This is a genomic window from Sphingobium amiense (assembly GCF_003967075.1).
Taxonomy (GTDB): domain Bacteria; phylum Pseudomonadota; class Alphaproteobacteria; order Sphingomonadales; family Sphingomonadaceae; genus Sphingobium; species Sphingobium amiense.
This window is the reverse complement of record NZ_AP018664.1, coordinates 409,070-423,463: the sequence shown is the minus strand read 5'-3', so window position 1 is coordinate 423,463 and position 14,394 is coordinate 409,070. Positions and strand designations below refer to the sequence as shown.

Genomic DNA, 14,394 nt, shown 5'->3' with positions numbered 1-14,394 from the left:
CTATTTCGGTCCGTGGCCCAGCGCCAGATAATCGTCCGACTGCATTTCCATGAGGCGCGACACGGTGCGCTCGAACTCGAACGCGCCGTCGCCTTCCGGATAGAGCCGCGCGGGTGACGCATCGGCGGCGGCCAGCAGCTTGACCTTATATTCGTAGAGCGAGTCGATCAGCGTGACGAAACGCGCCGCCTCGTTGCGCTTTTCCGGTCCCAGCACCGGGATGCCGACGATGATGACGGTATGATATTTGCGCGCGATCGCCAGATAGTCGGGCGCGCCGCGCGCTTCCTCACACAATCGCTTGAAAGAGAAGACCGCGACGCCCTTCAGGCTCTTGGGCACGTGCAGCGTCCGCCCGCCCTGCACCGGGATGTCCTCGGCAGGCACCTTGGCGCGATCCTCGACGGAAAAGTCGGTGAGGCGGAAAAAGGCCGTCGACAGGGCCGCCGTCGCTTCCGGGCCGTTGGGGCAGTGCCAGAGCTGCGCATCGCCCAGCCGGTCGCGCCGGTAATCGGTCGGCCCGTTAAGGCTCATCACGTCGAGCTTGTTCTTGATGAGGGCGATGAAGGGGAGGAAAAGCTGGCGGTTGAGGCCGTCCTTGTAGAGATCGTCGGGCACGCGGTTGGACGTGGTGACGATCGTCACGCGCTTGTCCAGCAGCCCGGTGAACAGCCGCGACATGATCGCCGCGTCGGCCATGTTGTTCACCACCATCTCGTCGAAGCAGAGCAGCCGCGCTTCGTCCGCCAGCGATTCCACGACCGGCGGGATCGGATCGCCGCTCTCGCTTTTGCGCGCCTCCGCGAGCCGGGCATGCACGTCGAGCATGAATTCGTGGAAATGCGCGCGCTTCTTGCGCTTGACCTGCACCGTGTCGAAGAACAGGTCCATCAGCATCGACTTGCCGCGCCCCACCCCACCCCACATGTAGAGGCCGCGCGGCGGCTCGGGCGGTTTACGCAGCAGTTTCCACAGCGTCGATCCGCGCGCGGGCGCGGCTTCCAGTTGCTGCTGGAGGCCGTCGAGCCGCTCTGCCGCGGCGCGCTGGTCCGGATCGGGCCGCAGTTCGCCGCCCGCGACGAGCGCATCGTAACGGGAAAGCACGCCGGTCACTTGCGCGACGAACCCTTGCGGATGGTGGCGGTGGACGCGGCGACGGGATTGCCGTCCTGACTGATGACCATCCGCAGGAAATAGAGGCGTCCGGTTTCCCGCAGAATCTCGACTTCGGCCATCAGGTCCGGCCCCACCACGCCCGCACCCAGATATTGCATCGACAGATCGACGGTCACGCCTTCCATATGCGCCCTGTGGCCCATGGCGGACAGGCCGACAAAGAAGGCGTGGTCGGCAAAAGCGGCCAGAAAACCGCCGTGCAGCGCACCCAGTCGGTTGCGGTGATCGCGCCGGGTCGCCAGTGCCACCAGCGCCTTCGCCGGTCCCAGCACCCGTCCCCGCGCGCCGCCGATGGCGACATGAAAAGTGTCGGGTTCCGGGTCGGACCATGCGATCCAGCCCGCCCCCTCGCCTTCGCTCAGCGGCTCCCCGCCGGCAACGCCGTCGCTCGCCAACTTAAAGCTGCCGCTCGACCATCATCTTCTTGGTTTCGGCAATCGCCTTGGCGGGGCTGAGACCCTTGGGGCAGACATTGGCGCAGTTCATGATGGTGTGGCAGCGATAGAGGCGGAAGGGATCTTCCAGCTCGTCCAGCCGCTCGCCGGTATATTCGTCGCGGCTGTCGGCCAGCCAGCGATAGGCCTGGAGCAGGATCGCCGGCCCCAGGAACTTGTCGCTGTTCCACCAGTAGCTCGGGCAGCTCGTCGAGCAGCAGGCGCACAGGATGCACTCATAGAGGCCGTCGAGCTTCTCGCGGTCGGCAGGCGACTGAAGCCGCTCCTTGCCGCTGGGCGGCGGGCTGACGGTTTGCAGCCACGGTTTTATCGAATTGTACTGCGCGTAGAAGTGCGTGAAGTCGGGCACCAGATCCTTGATGACGTCCATGTGCGGCAGCGGCGTGATGCGCACTTCCTTCGTCCCGCACTCGTCGATGGCGGTGGTGCAGGCGAGGCCGTTCTTGCCATTCATGTTCATCGAGCAGGAACCGCAAATGCCCTCGCGGCACGAGCGGCGGAAGGTCAGCGTCGGATCATATTCATTCTTGATCTTGAGCAGCGCGTCGAGAACCATCGGCCCGCAACTGTCGAGGTCGATCTCGAACGTGTCGTAGCGCGGGTTGTCGCCCGAGTCGGGATCGTAGCGATACACCTTGAAGGATTTGACGTTGGTCGCGCCTTCCGGTGCCTTGTGCGTCGTGCCCTTGCCGCTGATCTTGCTGTTCTTGGGCAAAGAAAATTCGGCCATCGCTCGTCGAGCCTCTTCGTCAAAGTCAATCTGCTAGGCGTGCGCATAACGAAAAATCCGCAAAGGTCCAGCACTCACGAAAGGACATAATGGCCCAGCCCCTTGCATGGGTCGGCTTTTGACCGCTAACCCGCCCCTGCCGCCCGCGCATTTCCGGACCTCCGCATGGACATCGCCTTTCTCGCCATTGCCGAAGCGCAGCAGCTTTACCACTGGCTGCCCGCCGCGCTGGAACTGGCGCGGCGGCCGGACCTGCGGGTCAGCGTGCTGTCGCCATCGGACGCGATCCTCGATCTGGTGGCGGGTTACGATCCGGACGGCCTGCTGCTGCGGAAGCGGCTGAAGCGCCCGCCCTTCTCGCCGCCCGACTCGCTCTTTCGCCAGCCCTCGCGGCTGGCCACGCTGCTGCTCAACTATCGCGCCATCGCGCGTTTTCCGGCCATCGTGACGACCGAGATCAGCACCGCATGGCTGCGGCGCGTGCCCGGCTTCGCGTCCCGCCTCATCCTTATCAAGCATGGCGCGGGCGACCGCGAGGGCGGGTATAAGAGCCGCCATGCCGATTTCGACCTGACGCTGGTCGCGGGGAAAAAGGACCGGCGGCGCATGATCGAGCGCGGCCTGTGCGCGCCCGACTCGGTCGCGGTGGGCGGATATGCCAAGTTCGAACTGATGGCACAGCGGCAGCGCTTCTTTCCCGACGACGCGCCGGTGCTGCTCTACAATCCGCATTTCGACGCGGAACTGTCTTCCTGGGTCCGGCACGGGCCAGAAGTGCTCGCAGCGCTGGAGTCGCTGGAGGGGTGGAACGTCATCGTCGCTCCGCACACGAAGCTCGCCGCGCGCGTGCCGCCCATCGCGACCGCCGCGCCGCACATCCGCGTCGATATGGGCAGCCGCCATTCCATCGACATGAGCTATACGGTCAGCGCGGACGCCTATCTGGGCGACGTGTCGAGCCAGGTTTACGAGTTCCTGCTGCGCCCCCGCCCCTGCATCTTCCTCAATCTCGACCGGCGCGACGCGGGCGGGGAGGCTTTCGCTCACTGGCGGCTGGGGCAGGTGATCGAGGATATGAGCGACCTTCCCGCCGCGCTCGCTCGTGCATCCGACGTGCAACCCGCCTATGAGGCGGCGCAACTGGCGGCTATGCGGGATTCGATCGACCAGTCGCCGATCCCCGCATCCCGGCGGCAGGCCGACATCATAGAGACTTTCGCGAAAGCCCGTTCATGACTGAAATCCTCGCCACCAGCATCGGTCCCGTCCGCCTGATCGGCGGGAATGCGACGCCGATCTGGGGCATGTCCAATGCCGAGCGCAACCGGCGCATGGCGGAAAGCGCGGCGAAGAACGGCAGCGCGCTGGCGCCGGGGCACGAACTGCTCTTCAACCTCGCCTATGCGTTCGATCCGCTGCTGCTGCGGCTGGCGCTGGAAACGCCGGGGACGCTGTTCACATGGGGGGATGCGCCCATCGTCGGGCAGGTGGCGCAGGGCAGCGATCCGATGAGCGCGCCGCATATCATCGACCTGTCGGACGGGCGCAAACTCTATAACCGCCAGCTCCGCAAGCTGGAACAGCCGATGGTGCGCGAACTCACCCCCACGACCCGCCGCGCCATCGAGCGGCGCAGCTATTTCGGCGCCTACAAGGGCGTCACCGACCTGCTCACCAAATATCTCTGGCCCGAACTCGCGCTGGTGCTGACGCGCATCGCGGCGCAGCTTCGCATGACGCCCAACATGGTGTCGGTGATCGGCGTCACCCTGTGCCTGCTGGCGACATATCTGTTCGCACAAGGCATGTACTGGAGCGGGTTCCTCAGCGGTTTCATCTTCATGGTGCTGGACACGGTGGACGGAAAGCTCGCCCGCTGCACCATCACCTCGTCCAGATGGGGCAATGTGATCGACCATGGCGTCGACCTCGTCCACCCGCCCTTCTGGTGGTATTTCTGGGGGACGGGCCTTGCCGCATGGGGGCTGGCGCTGCCGGACGATACCTTCGCCTTCGTCATGGGCGCGGTGATCGCGGGCTATGTGCTGCAACGGCTGATCGAGGGTGCGTTCCTCAAGGATTTCGGGATGGACATCCATGTCTGGCGTCCGTTCGACAGCCGCTTCCGCCTCATCACCGCGCGGCGCAATCCCAATATGGTGATCCTTTTCGTCGCGCTGCTCGCCGGACGGCCCGACATCGGCCTCGTCGCGCTGGCATGGTGGACGATCGTCTCGCTCATCGTCCACGCGGTGCGGCTGGCGCAGGCCTATGCCGTGAAGCGGTCGGGCCGCCCGATCCTGAGCTGGATGGACGAAGCGGAAGGAGCCACGGCATGAACGCGACCATCGCGAAATTCGGCTGGCCCGAGACGCTGGTGGCGGAGTTCGACCATTGGGTCGTGCTGTTGCGTCCGGCGCAGCCGACGCTGGGGTCGCTGGTGCTGGCGGCCAAGGGCGAAGCGACCGCGTTCGGCGATCTGCCCGGCGAAGCGCATGCCGAACTCAAGACCGTGACCGCCGCCATCGAGCACGCGCTGCGCGGCGCGGTGGACTATGCAAAGATCAACTATCTGATGCTGATGATGGTCGACCCGCATGTCCATTTCCACGTCATCCCCCGCTACGAAGGGGAAGGCAGCGCCATGGGCCTGACGATCCGCGACGCAGGCTGGCCGGGCCAGCCCGACCTCGGCGCGGCGGTGAAGCTGGAGGAAAGGATCGAAGGGCTGCGCGACTGGCTGAAGGGTTATTTCGCGTAGCGCCCCTGCGCCGCCCACTTCTCGGTCAGCGCAGCCGCCGCCTCCACATCCTGAGGGAAGTCGACTTCCTGCCAGTCCAGCCCCTCGATGGAGACGGTGCCGACGCGGTTGCCCTTCGCGATGATGTCGATGGCGCGCAGATACCAGCGCTCGACGCCTTCGGGCGTGCGCATCATCTGCTCGATCTGGTTGCGGAAGATCGCCGGACCTTCGCCGGTGAAGGCCAGCATGCCGATGGATTCGGCATTGGTGTCAGGGGGCAGCAGCCGCTTGCCGATGGCATGGAGACGCCCGTCCGCGTCGCGGCTGACCTTCATGTCATCGTCGTCATAGCCGCCGTCGGCCTTCACATCGACGGTGACGGTGATCGCGTCCCGCGCCCCGGCGATCAGCTTCGCGACGATCTCGTCCGACACGATGGTGTCGCCGTTCAGGATGATGAAGTCCCGGTCCATCTCCTCCCGCACGATCCAGCAGGTGCCCAGATTGTCGGCCACCTGAAAAAAGGGGTTGAAGACGGTGCGGATACGCGCGCCGGTGTCGCGGTAGAGTTGCAGCGCATGATCCTCGACCCGTTCGGTGCGGAAACCCGTCACCACGACGATGTCGGTGACGCCGTTCGCCACCAGCGCCGCGACCTGCCAGCCAAGAAGGCTGCGCCCGTTGAAGTCGATCATGCATTTGGGCACGTCGCGCGTCAGCGGCAACAGGCGCGAACCCTGTCCCGCCGACAGGATGATGGCTTTGGTGATGCTCATGGAGCGGGGCTTTAGCGCGCGATTGGGCCGAAAAAAAGGCGGCGTTTGCACTCCCCCGCGCGCTCGCCTAAAGCGCGAACAGCAGCCCCGGTCAAGGATCGTTCGTCAGGTGATGTTCAAGCGCAAGCCGGGCGTAGCGGGGGACGGGTTCGCGCGCATTCTGGCGAACACGGGCTGGCTGCTGGGGGGCAAGGGCGTGGGCGCGGTGCTCAGCCTCGCCTATCTCGCCATCGTGACGCGCACGCTGGGCGTCGTCGATTTCGGCCGCTTCGCGCTGGTGCTGAGCGCCGCCAACGTCGTCAAGACGCTGGTGAGTTTCGATAGCTGGCAGATCGTCGTGCGCTACGGCCAGCCACATCTGGCCGATGGCAAAGGCGACGCGCTCAACCGGCTGCTGCGCTTCTGCATCCTCATCGACCTCGCCTCCGCGCTTGCGGGCGGCGCGATCGCGGGCGCGATCATCCTGCTGTTCGGAAAGGCGCTGGAACTGGGGCCGGACATGGGCTGGCCGGTCTGGCTGTTCTGCATGGTGATGATGGTGACGATCCGGTCCAGCCCGACAGGCGTCCTGCGCCTGTTCGACCGCTTCGATTCCGCCGCCTTTGCCGAGACGATGATCCCGGTCGGGCGGATGATCGGCGCGGCGGCCGCGTGGATCGCGATGCCGGACGTGACCGGCTTCCTGATCGGCTGGGGCGCGGCGGAACTGCTGTGCGCGGCGAGTTACTGGTATCTGGCGCTGAAGGTCGGCGGCGACCGGATCGGCGGCTGGCGCGCAGGCCGCACGCTGGATGCCCTGCGCGAAAATTCGGGCATCGTCGGCTTCCTCACCGCGACCAATCTCCAGACCAGCCTCACCTCCATCGGGCAGCAGGTCGCGGTGCTGATCGTCGGCGGTTTCGTCGGGCCTGCGGGCGCGGGCCTCTACCGCCTCGCCAACCAGCTCGCCAATTCGCTGACGAAGATTTCCAGCTTGCTCTCGCGCAGCATCTTCGTCGAACTGTCGCGAACCACGACGCACGGAAAGGAAGCGCTGGGCGACCTGTTCCGCCGCACCAACCGGCTGGCGATGGCGGCGGGCGCGTCGATCGTGGGCCTTATCCTCGTCATCGGCCATCCGCTGCTCGGTCTCATCGCGGGCAAGGCGTTCCTGCCCGCCTATCCGCTGCTGCTGATGCTGGGCATCGCCGCCTGTATCGAGCTTATGGGGGTCAGCTATCGCCCGCTGCTGATGGCGACGGATCGGGCGGGGCTGTCGCTGCGCATCTCGGTCGTCGCGACGCTGCTGCTGCTGGGATTGCAGGCGGCGCTGCTGCCGGTTTACGGGACGCAGGGCGCGGCGATGGCGAATATCGCGGCGTCCTTCGCCGCCTTCGCGATGATGGGCCTCGCCAGCCGCCGGGCGCTGAAAACGGGTTAGCGGAAGCGCGCGGGGGAATAGGGCGCGGGATCTATCTCCGCGACCGCAGGCGGAAGGGCGGCGCCGCCGATCAGCGCCGCTCCGATGAAGGCCGCGGCAGGCGCGGTCTGGATGCCGAACCCGCCCTGCCCGGCGAACCAGAAGAAGGCAGGCTCGCCCGGATCATGCCCATAGACGGGCGCGCGGTCGGGCGCGAAGCTGCGCAGCCCCGCCCATTTATGCTCGACGCTGGCCGGACCCCAGTCCACCGCCTCCTCGAACCGCGCGACCGCCTGCGCCACCGCCAGATCCTCCGGCGCGGCGTCGCAGGGGACGGACGGCGCTTCGTCATGCGGGGTCAGCCACAGGCGCTGCCGCCCCTCCGGCTTGAAATAGAAACGGGATCGCAGGTCCATCACCAGCGGCAGATCGTCCTGCGGCATGGCGGGCACATGGAGTTGCACCACCGTCCGCCGCAGCGGCGCGATGCCGATGGGGGCGACGCCGCAGAGCCGCGCCACCTCATCGGCCCACGCGCCCGCCGCATTGACGAGCAGGCCGCAGCGTATCGCCTCCCCCGCCGCCTCGATCCGCCAGCCATCGCCCTCGCGCGCCGCGCCCGTCAGCCGCGCGCCCAGCCGGACCTCGCCGCCGCGCCGGCGAAAGCGCCTGAGATACGCCTGATGCAGCGCCGCGACGTCGATGTCGCGGCAGCTCGGCTCCAGCACGCCCAGCGTCCAGTCGGGCCGCAATCCGGGCACCAGCGCATGCGGATCGAGCGGCGACAGCTCCACCTTGCCCGCGAACTGCGCCAGCAGCGCGTCGCGCGCGCCCTCATCCCCCGCCCGCCCGACATGCAGCGTGCGGCGCGGCGACAGGAAGCTGCCTTCGTGAAAGTCGGGATCGGGCGCGGCCAGCAGCGGTCCCGACGCGGTGGTGAGCGGCTGTACCGCCGGGCCGCCATAGGTTTCTTCCCAGAAGGCGACCGACCGGCCCGTGGCATGATATCCCGCGCTCTCCTCCATTTCGAGGAGGATGACGCGCGCATCCCCGGCCAGCTCCGCGCCAAGGCTCGCGCCCGCCATGCCGCCGCCCACGATCACGATGTCGGCGCGGGTCAAGGCGCAACCTCATCCAGAAAGGCGTCGATACGCGCCAGCGCGTCCAGCCGCACCGGATCGCTTTCGCGCAGGATTTCATGCGCCGCCTCGCGCCCATAGACATGCAGCCGCGCACCGGGAATGCGCGCCGCGACGCGCCGAATGGCGGATGTCGACACCAGCCGGTCCGCCTGCGCCGCCAGTATCAGCAGCGGCACACCGATGCGCGCGATCGCCTCCCCCTCCGCCAGATCGTGCGTCGAGCGCAGCGCCTGATCGACCCACGCCCAGCTCGGTGGCCCCAGCGCGATGCCGCGGCTATGGTCGCGCCACCACAGTTCGTCGGCATAGCGGTCGGGATCGTGCGTCAACCGCTGCTGCCGGATGCGGCGCAGCCTCTCGCTGTCCTCCTTCTGCGTCCATGCCTGCCGCTCCCCCTGGCCGAGCAGCATCATCCCCCGCGCGATGCCGACCGCCAGCCAGCGCGGCAGCGGCGCGCTGTGCAGACCCAGCATCGGCGCGACCGTCACCGCCGCGTCGGGCGGCGGCACGCCCTGGGTCAGGCCGCGCAGCAGCATATGCCCGCCCATGCTGTGCCCCAGCATGACGGACGGCCCCTGCCCCCCGCCGCGCCACTCCGTCGCCAGCGCCCGGAAATCCTCGATCCAGACGCCGAAATCGCCGATATGCCCGCACATCGGATCGTCCGTCAGCCGCCCCGATCCGCCCTGCCCGCGCCAGTCGAACGCGGTGACGGCCCAGCCGCGCTGCGCCCAGTGGTGGATGACTTCGAGATATTTCTCGATCATGTCGCCGCGCCCGTTGAGCACCAGCATCCGCCCGCGCTCCCCGCTGCCGAGGCGATAGCGGCGGATCGGCCAGCCATCGGGCGCGAGCCAGTAATCCAGCACCCCGCCCTCCGGCCAGGCGCGGCGGTCGAAGGCGGGTGCGGGGAGGCCGGGCGAATCCATCTGGCCCCGTGGTTACTGTTTGGTAAGCCATCTGGTCTAGGGCATAGCCCCATGTCCGGGGAATTTTTCAGGGTTGCGCTGATCGGCGCTCTAGGCGCGCTGCTCATCTGGGCCGCCGTCACGGACCTGCGTTCGCGCATCATTTCCAACCGGCTGAACCTTGCCGTCGCGGCGCTCGCGCCGTTCTGGTGGGTTGCGAGCGGCCTGCCGCTCTGGCCGGGGGTCGCGCTGCAACTGCTGCTCGGCGTCATCGTGTTCGCGGCCTTCGCCGCGCTCTTTGCGATGGGGATGATGGGCGGGGGCGACGTGAAGCTGCTCGGCGCGCTCGCGCTCTGGTTCCCGTGGCCGGTCCTCCTCTCGCTCATCGTGCTGATGGCGGTGGTGGGCGGCGGGGTCACGGTCGCGACCATCGTCGACCACAAGCTGCGCCGGAGGGAGGGGCAACCCGAAATCCCTTATGGCGTCGCCATCTCGCTCGCCGGCCTGTGGGTGATTGGCGAACGATATCTTAACCATTTTGCGTAATGAGTGGGCCAATGGGGCACATGCACCCACTTGAGGGAGGCGAATTTCGTCATGGAGGCTAAGAAGATCGTGCTGCTGGCTGGCGCGCTTATCATAGCGGTCACTACAGCTCTGCTTGCGCGCAACATGCTGAATTCATCCAGCACGCCGCAGGTCAACGCGGCAGCCATGCCGGTCGAGGCCAATCAGCCTCGTGTTCTCGTCGCCACAAAGGCTCTGCCCGTGGGCACGATCCTGGATGCGGAGAGCTTCCGCTTTCAGCCCTGGCCCAAGGATCTGGTCGAGCAGGCCTATTATATCCAGGGTCAGGCCGATCCCGCCAAGCTCGCGGGCAGCGTCGTTCGCACCGCGATCACCGCTGGCCAGCCGCTGACGCAGGGCGCGATCGTCAAGCCCGGCGAACGCGGCTTCCTGGCCGCCGCGCTCGGGCCGGGCATGCGCGCCGTGACGGTGCCGGTGACGGCCCAGTCCTCGGTCGCGGGCTTCGTCTTCCCCGGCGACCGCATCGACCTCGTCCTGACGCAGAGCGTCTCGGGCGGCGGCGACGGCGATCCGCTCAAGGTGTCGGAAACCATCCTGCGCAACCTGCGCGTGCTCGCCACCGATCAGCGCATGGACGCGATGGGCGACGACGGCAAGCCGGAGGTCAAGACCTTCTCCAACGTCACGATCGAAGTGACGCCCAAGATCGCCGAAAAGATCGCGGTCGCCCAGACCATCGGTTCGCTTTCCATGTCGCTGCGCTCCATCGCCGACACAACGTCCGATCTCGATGCCGCGATTGCGGGCACCGACGTGGACCTGGGCGGCGCGGCCAGCGGCAAGGCGGAAAAGGCGATGCTGGCGAAAATCGCCGCGCGCCCCGTGGATCGCGGCACCACCTATTCGACGGGCGCGGACGTGTCCCGTTATCAGCGCAGCTCGGTTCCCCCCAAGGCGGATGCCGGTCAGTCGCTCAACGGCCAGCCCGGTGCGCCTGCACTGGCCAGCGCCATCAATGGTCCGGTGGTCAAGGTGGCGCGCGCCACCGATGTGACCGTGGTTCCGGTCGGGGGTAAGTAAGATGAAGAAATTGCATCGTCGCTCCACGCGCCTCGCCGCTCCGGCGGTCGCGCTGGGCCTTGCGGTCGCGGCCATCGCCGCTCCGACCTCGGCCCTCAATGCCGCCCCGGCGGCGGAACAGGACAATGCGATCCTGATGTCGGCGGGCGGCAGCCGCGTGGTGAACCTCTCCGCGCCGATGTCGGACGTGGTGATCGGCAACCCCGAAGTCGCCGACGCCTATGTCCGCTCGCAGAACCAGCTCTACATCATCGCGAAGAAGCCGGGCGAAAGCACCATCTTCGTCACGGCCAAGAACGGCAAGGTGCTGTTTTCGGGCACGGTGCGGGTCGGCAACAACCTGACCAGCATCGACGACATGCTGCGCCTCGCCATGCCGGACGCGAGCATCGCGGTGAACAAGATGAACGGCATGGTCCTGCTGACCGGCACGATCAAGGCGCCCGAAGACGCCGCCGAAGCCGAACGGCTGACGCAGGCCTTCGTCGGCAAGGACGTGACCGTGGTCAGCCGCCTGCGCATGGCGACCCCGCTTCAGGTGATGCTGCAGGTCAAGATCGCCGAAGTAAGCAAGGATGTCGGGCACAAGATCGGCCTTAATCTCGCTTCGACAGGTCAATATTACAGCGGCTATGTGGGCGGCGGAACTCGTGATTTTGCCAAATATACGCGCGCAACCAAGGATGAGCCTGCATATTGGACGTTCACCAATCCAGTCAACGGCGCTTATAGTATCGGCGGCGTTGCAAAGCTTTTGGGCATCGACGTCGCCGCTGCCCTCGACCTGGCAGAATCCAGCGGTCTTTCAACCACTCTGGCGCAGCCTAACCTGACCTCGCTCTCGGGTGAGACCGCCAGCTTCCTGGCGGGCGGTGAATATCCCTACACGGTCAGCAACGGCACGCAGGGCAACAGCATCGAATTCAAGCAATATGGCGTGCAGCTCGCCTTCACGCCCACCGTGCTGTCGGATGGCCGCATCTCGCTGCGCGTCCGCCCGACTGTGTCGAGCCTTGACTTTACCATCAACGCCACGGTGCCCGCGCTCAAGAGCCGGACGGCGGAGACGACGGTGGAACTGGGGTCGGGCCAGGCCTTCATGATTGCGGGGCTTCTCAGCAACGACACCAGCAATGGAATTAACAAGGTGCCGTTCCTGGGCGACGTGCCGATCCTCGGCAGCCTGTTCAAGTCGCGCCAGTTCCAGCGCAACGAAACCGAACTGGTGATCGTGGTGACGCCTTACCTCGTGAAACCCATGAACGCTTCGGACGTGCGCCTGCCGACCGACGGCTTCCGCAACGCCACGGCGGCGCAGGGTCTAGTCGGTCAGGTCGGCAATGACGGCGTCAGCGGCGCTCGTCCGCAACAGCCGCGCCGCGTGCCCGGATCGGCCGCCCCCGCTCCGCGCGGCGACGGCAAATCGGCCGCGCCCGCTCCCGGCTTCAGCTTCTGACGGAAGGATTTGACATGACCGCACGCTTCCCCATCCGTCTCGCCGCTCCCGCGCTGACCGCGCTGGCGATCATCCTCGTGCCCGCGCACGCCGATGCGCGGGGCCGCACCAACCGCACCCTCGACTCGGTGCACCAGCCTGTCGTCAGCCACAGCCTCTACACCTTCGATGTGCAGGCAGGCATGGGCGGGCTTTCGCCTGCCGAAGCCACGCGGCTGGAGGACTGGTATCGCTCGATCGGCCTTGGCTACGGCGATCAGGTCGCCATCGCCGGCGACTCCGCCTATGTCGACGCCGCCGCGCGCGACGGCATCGCCGATGTGACGGCCCGCCACGGTCTCCTCATCGGCGAGGACAGCTCTGCCGCCGCCGGGCAGGCGCCCGCAGGCAGCGTCCGCCTCATCGTGCGCCGCGCCTCCGCCAGCGTGCCGGGCTGCCCCGACTGGAGCGAGCAGGCCGAAACCAACGATACGCTGAGCGGCACGTCCAACTTCGGCTGCGGCGTCAACAGCAACTGGGCCGCGATGGTCGCCGATCCGGAGGATCTCGTCCGCGGTCAGGGCAATGAAAGCGGCCTGCGCACCGCCACGTCGAACCGCGCCATCTCCACCTATCGCGACAAGCAGCCCACGGGCGCGGGCGATCTCAAGCAACTGGGAGGCCAGTAAGATGAACGCACCCTGGAAACCGGGCGGCGGTCCGCGCGATCCGTTCCATGCCTATGTCTGCGACGATCACAGCTTCGACCTGCTGCGCGCGGTCGCGGCGGAACTGGGCTGGGCGCCGGAAAAGGTGAACAAGGGCGGGATGCGCAATGCGGTCCAGAGCCTGTCGATCACCGCCAGCCCGCAGATCCTCTTCGTCGACATGTCGGAAAGCGGCGATCCGCTCAACGATATCAACAGCCTCGCCGAAGTGTGCGAACCCGGCACGGTGGTGATCGCGGCGGGTCAGGTCAACGACGTGCGCCTCTATCGCGATCTCGTCGCCAGCGGCATTCAGGACTATCTGCTGAAACCCTTCGGCGCGGATCAGTTGCGCGAAGCGCTGGTGCAGGCGCAGGCCGTCTTCATGGCCCCGCGCGACGCCGGGCCTGAACAGCCGCATTGCACCATGGCCGTCATCGGCACGCGCGGCGGCGTCGGCGCATCCAGCGTCGCGACCTCGCTCGCCTGGCTGCTGTCGGAAAAGAAGAAGCGCCCGACCGCGCTGCTCGACCTCGACGTCCATTTCGGCACCAATGCGCTGGTCATGGATCTGGAGCCGGGCCGCGGCCTCACCGACGCGATCGAAAATCCCAGCCGCATTGACGGCCTTTTCATCGAACGCGCCATGGTGCGGGCCAGCGACACGCTCGCGATCCTGTCGGCCGAAGCGCCGATCAGCCAGCCGATGCTGACCGACGGCGGCGCATTCTATCAGTTGCTGGAAGAATTCCGCGCGGCTTTCGAATGCAGCATCATCGACCTGCCGCGCAACATGCTGATCCAGCATCCGCACCTGATGACGGACGTGAACGTGACGCTGGTCGTCACCGACCTCACGCTCGCCGCGGCGCGCGACACGATCCGCATCCTCTCCTGGCTCAAGACCAACGCGCCGCAGACGCGGGTGCTGGTCGTCGCCAACCGGGTGCATACGGGATCGCCGGAGATCAGCCGCAAGGATTTCGAACAGTCGATCGAACGCAAGGTAGACGTGCTCGTCCCGTTCGACCTGCGCATCGCCTCTCAGGCCGCCAAGCTCGGCAAGACCCTGGCCGAAGCGGCCAAGGGCGCCAAGGTCGGTGCGGCCCTCACCGGGATGATGGAGCAGGCGCTGGGCGCCGCGCAGGTCGAGGACGAGCCTTCGGCCAAGGGCGGCAAGAAAGGCCAGTCCCTGCTCGGCAAGATTGATTTCCGGGCGATGATCTCCTCGCGCCGCAAGGAAAAGGTCGCGCAGGAGGACTGACGGCGCGCGCGCCGCCCGGTGCGGCGCACGCCCTTACTCGACGTGCATAAG

15 protein-coding genes are annotated in these 14,394 nt (G+C 66.9%); 9 read left to right on the top strand and 6 right to left on the bottom strand.

Annotated features, from left to right (window positions below; translation table 11 throughout):
* Genes zapE through SAMIE_RS01980 form a run of 3 tightly spaced genes read right to left on the bottom strand, consistent with a single transcriptional unit; the run spans position 1 to position 2,361 of the window.
* Positions 1-1,113: a cell division protein ZapE gene (zapE, locus tag SAMIE_RS01990; protein WP_066698212.1), complete on the bottom strand. Its 1,113-nt coding sequence runs from the start codon at positions 1,111-1,113 to the stop codon at positions 1-3.
* Positions 1,110-1,571, bottom strand: a complete 462-nt coding sequence (locus SAMIE_RS01985; RefSeq protein ID WP_066698214.1) for a PaaI family thioesterase — start codon at positions 1,569-1,571, stop codon at positions 1,110-1,112. The genes zapE and SAMIE_RS01985 overlap by 4 nt, the downstream gene beginning before the upstream one ends.
* Position 1,572: 1 nt before the next feature.
* Positions 1,573-2,361 (bottom strand): succinate dehydrogenase iron-sulfur subunit, encoded by a 789-nt coding sequence (locus SAMIE_RS01980; protein WP_066698217.1) that lies wholly within the window; start codon positions 2,359-2,361, stop codon positions 1,573-1,575.
* Between the two features lie 165 nt (positions 2,362-2,526).
* On the opposite strand from SAMIE_RS01980, the gene SAMIE_RS01975 reads away from it, so the two are divergent.
* Genes SAMIE_RS01975 through SAMIE_RS01965 form a run of 3 tightly spaced genes read left to right on the top strand, consistent with a single transcriptional unit; the run spans position 2,527 to position 5,122 of the window.
* Entirely contained in the window at positions 2,527-3,597 is a 1,071-nt protein-coding gene (locus SAMIE_RS01975) for a glycosyl transferase (RefSeq protein WP_066698221.1), read from the top strand.
* Complete coding sequence (locus tag SAMIE_RS01970) at positions 3,594-4,700, top strand: CDP-alcohol phosphatidyltransferase family protein (protein ID WP_066698224.1); 1,107 nt, start codon at positions 3,594-3,596, stop codon at positions 4,698-4,700. The genes SAMIE_RS01975 and SAMIE_RS01970 overlap by 4 nt, the downstream gene beginning before the upstream one ends.
* The gene (locus tag SAMIE_RS01965) at positions 4,697-5,122 is read left to right on the top strand and encodes an HIT family protein (protein WP_066698232.1); all 426 of its coding nucleotides are present in this window, start codon (positions 4,697-4,699) and stop codon (positions 5,120-5,122) included. The genes SAMIE_RS01970 and SAMIE_RS01965 overlap by 4 nt, the downstream gene beginning before the upstream one ends.
* Here SAMIE_RS01965 and SAMIE_RS01960 read toward each other — a convergent pair.
* Complete coding sequence (locus SAMIE_RS01960; protein WP_066698234.1) at positions 5,110-5,880, bottom strand: phosphocholine cytidylyltransferase family protein; 771 nt, start codon at positions 5,878-5,880, stop codon at positions 5,110-5,112. The genes SAMIE_RS01965 and SAMIE_RS01960 overlap by 13 nt on opposite strands.
* A 112-nt stretch (positions 5,881-5,992) precedes the next feature.
* Between SAMIE_RS01960 and SAMIE_RS01955 the strand changes: the two genes are divergently transcribed.
* Positions 5,993-7,300 (top strand): lipopolysaccharide biosynthesis protein, encoded by a 1,308-nt coding sequence (locus tag SAMIE_RS01955; protein ID WP_066698236.1) that lies wholly within the window; start codon positions 5,993-5,995, stop codon positions 7,298-7,300.
* Here the strand turns inward: SAMIE_RS01955 and SAMIE_RS01950 are convergent.
* Both SAMIE_RS01950 and SAMIE_RS01945 read right to left on the bottom strand, forming a co-directional pair.
* On the bottom strand, positions 7,297-8,400 hold the full coding sequence (locus SAMIE_RS01950; protein WP_066698239.1) for an NAD(P)/FAD-dependent oxidoreductase: 1,104 nt from the start codon (positions 8,398-8,400) through the stop codon (positions 7,297-7,299). The genes SAMIE_RS01955 and SAMIE_RS01950 overlap by 4 nt on opposite strands.
* The gene (locus tag SAMIE_RS01945) at positions 8,397-9,350 is read right to left on the bottom strand and encodes an alpha/beta fold hydrolase (protein ID WP_066698242.1); all 954 of its coding nucleotides are present in this window, start codon (positions 9,348-9,350) and stop codon (positions 8,397-8,399) included. The genes SAMIE_RS01950 and SAMIE_RS01945 overlap by 4 nt, the downstream gene beginning before the upstream one ends.
* Positions 9,351-9,401: 51 nt before the next feature.
* Between SAMIE_RS01945 and SAMIE_RS01940 the strand changes: the two genes are divergently transcribed.
* The 5 genes from SAMIE_RS01940 to SAMIE_RS01920 are packed head-to-tail and all read left to right on the top strand — an operon-like array spanning position 9,402 to position 14,343.
* Positions 9,402-9,875, top strand: a complete 474-nt coding sequence (locus SAMIE_RS01940) for an A24 family peptidase (protein ID WP_066698245.1) — start codon at positions 9,402-9,404, stop codon at positions 9,873-9,875.
* A gap of 51 nt (positions 9,876-9,926) precedes the next feature.
* Entirely contained in the window at positions 9,927-10,937 is a 1,011-nt protein-coding gene (gene cpaB, locus SAMIE_RS01935; protein WP_066698389.1) for a Flp pilus assembly protein CpaB, read from the top strand.
* 1 nt (position 10,938) lies between these two features.
* Positions 10,939-12,393: a type II and III secretion system protein family protein gene (locus SAMIE_RS01930; RefSeq protein ID WP_066698247.1), complete on the top strand. Its 1,455-nt coding sequence runs from the start codon at positions 10,939-10,941 to the stop codon at positions 12,391-12,393.
* 14 nt (positions 12,394-12,407) lie between these two features.
* A complete protein-coding gene (locus tag SAMIE_RS01925; RefSeq protein ID WP_066698249.1) occupies positions 12,408-13,061 on the top strand; it encodes a CpaD family pilus assembly protein in 654 nt (217 codons plus the stop codon).
* Position 13,062: 1 nt separating this feature from the next.
* On the top strand, positions 13,063-14,343 hold the full coding sequence (locus SAMIE_RS01920; protein WP_066698251.1) for a pilus assembly protein CpaE: 1,281 nt from the start codon (positions 13,063-13,065) through the stop codon (positions 14,341-14,343).
* Positions 14,344-14,394: the final 51 nt, after the last annotated feature.

What these genes read in the sequence shown, in the direction of transcription:
- SAMIE_RS01945 (WP_066698242.1), bottom strand. Translation starts at nt 9,350, where the DNA reads ATGGATTCGCCCGGCCTCCCCGCACCCGCCTTCGACCGCCGCGCCTGG.
- SAMIE_RS01965 (WP_066698232.1), top strand. Translation starts at nt 4,697, where the DNA reads ATGAACGCGACCATCGCGAAATTCGGCTGGCCCGAGACGCTGGTGGCG.
- SAMIE_RS01960 (WP_066698234.1), bottom strand. Translation starts at nt 5,880, where the DNA reads ATGAGCATCACCAAAGCCATCATCCTGTCGGCGGGACAGGGTTCGCGC.
- SAMIE_RS01930 (WP_066698247.1), top strand. Translation starts at nt 10,939, where the DNA reads ATGAAGAAATTGCATCGTCGCTCCACGCGCCTCGCCGCTCCGGCGGTC.
- SAMIE_RS01970 (WP_066698224.1), top strand. Translation starts at nt 3,594, where the DNA reads ATGACTGAAATCCTCGCCACCAGCATCGGTCCCGTCCGCCTGATCGGC.
- SAMIE_RS01940 (WP_066698245.1), top strand. Translation starts at nt 9,402, where the DNA reads ATGTCCGGGGAATTTTTCAGGGTTGCGCTGATCGGCGCTCTAGGCGCG.
- cpaB (WP_066698389.1), top strand. Translation starts at nt 9,927, where the DNA reads ATGGAGGCTAAGAAGATCGTGCTGCTGGCTGGCGCGCTTATCATAGCG.
- SAMIE_RS01920 (WP_066698251.1), top strand. Translation starts at nt 13,063, where the DNA reads ATGAACGCACCCTGGAAACCGGGCGGCGGTCCGCGCGATCCGTTCCAT.
- SAMIE_RS01975 (WP_066698221.1), top strand. Translation starts at nt 2,527, where the DNA reads ATGGACATCGCCTTTCTCGCCATTGCCGAAGCGCAGCAGCTTTACCAC.
- SAMIE_RS01955 (WP_066698236.1), top strand. Translation starts at nt 5,993, where the DNA reads ATGTTCAAGCGCAAGCCGGGCGTAGCGGGGGACGGGTTCGCGCGCATT.
- SAMIE_RS01925 (WP_066698249.1), top strand. Translation starts at nt 12,408, where the DNA reads ATGACCGCACGCTTCCCCATCCGTCTCGCCGCTCCCGCGCTGACCGCG.
- SAMIE_RS01980 (WP_066698217.1), bottom strand. Translation starts at nt 2,361, where the DNA reads ATGGCCGAATTTTCTTTGCCCAAGAACAGCAAGATCAGCGGCAAGGGC.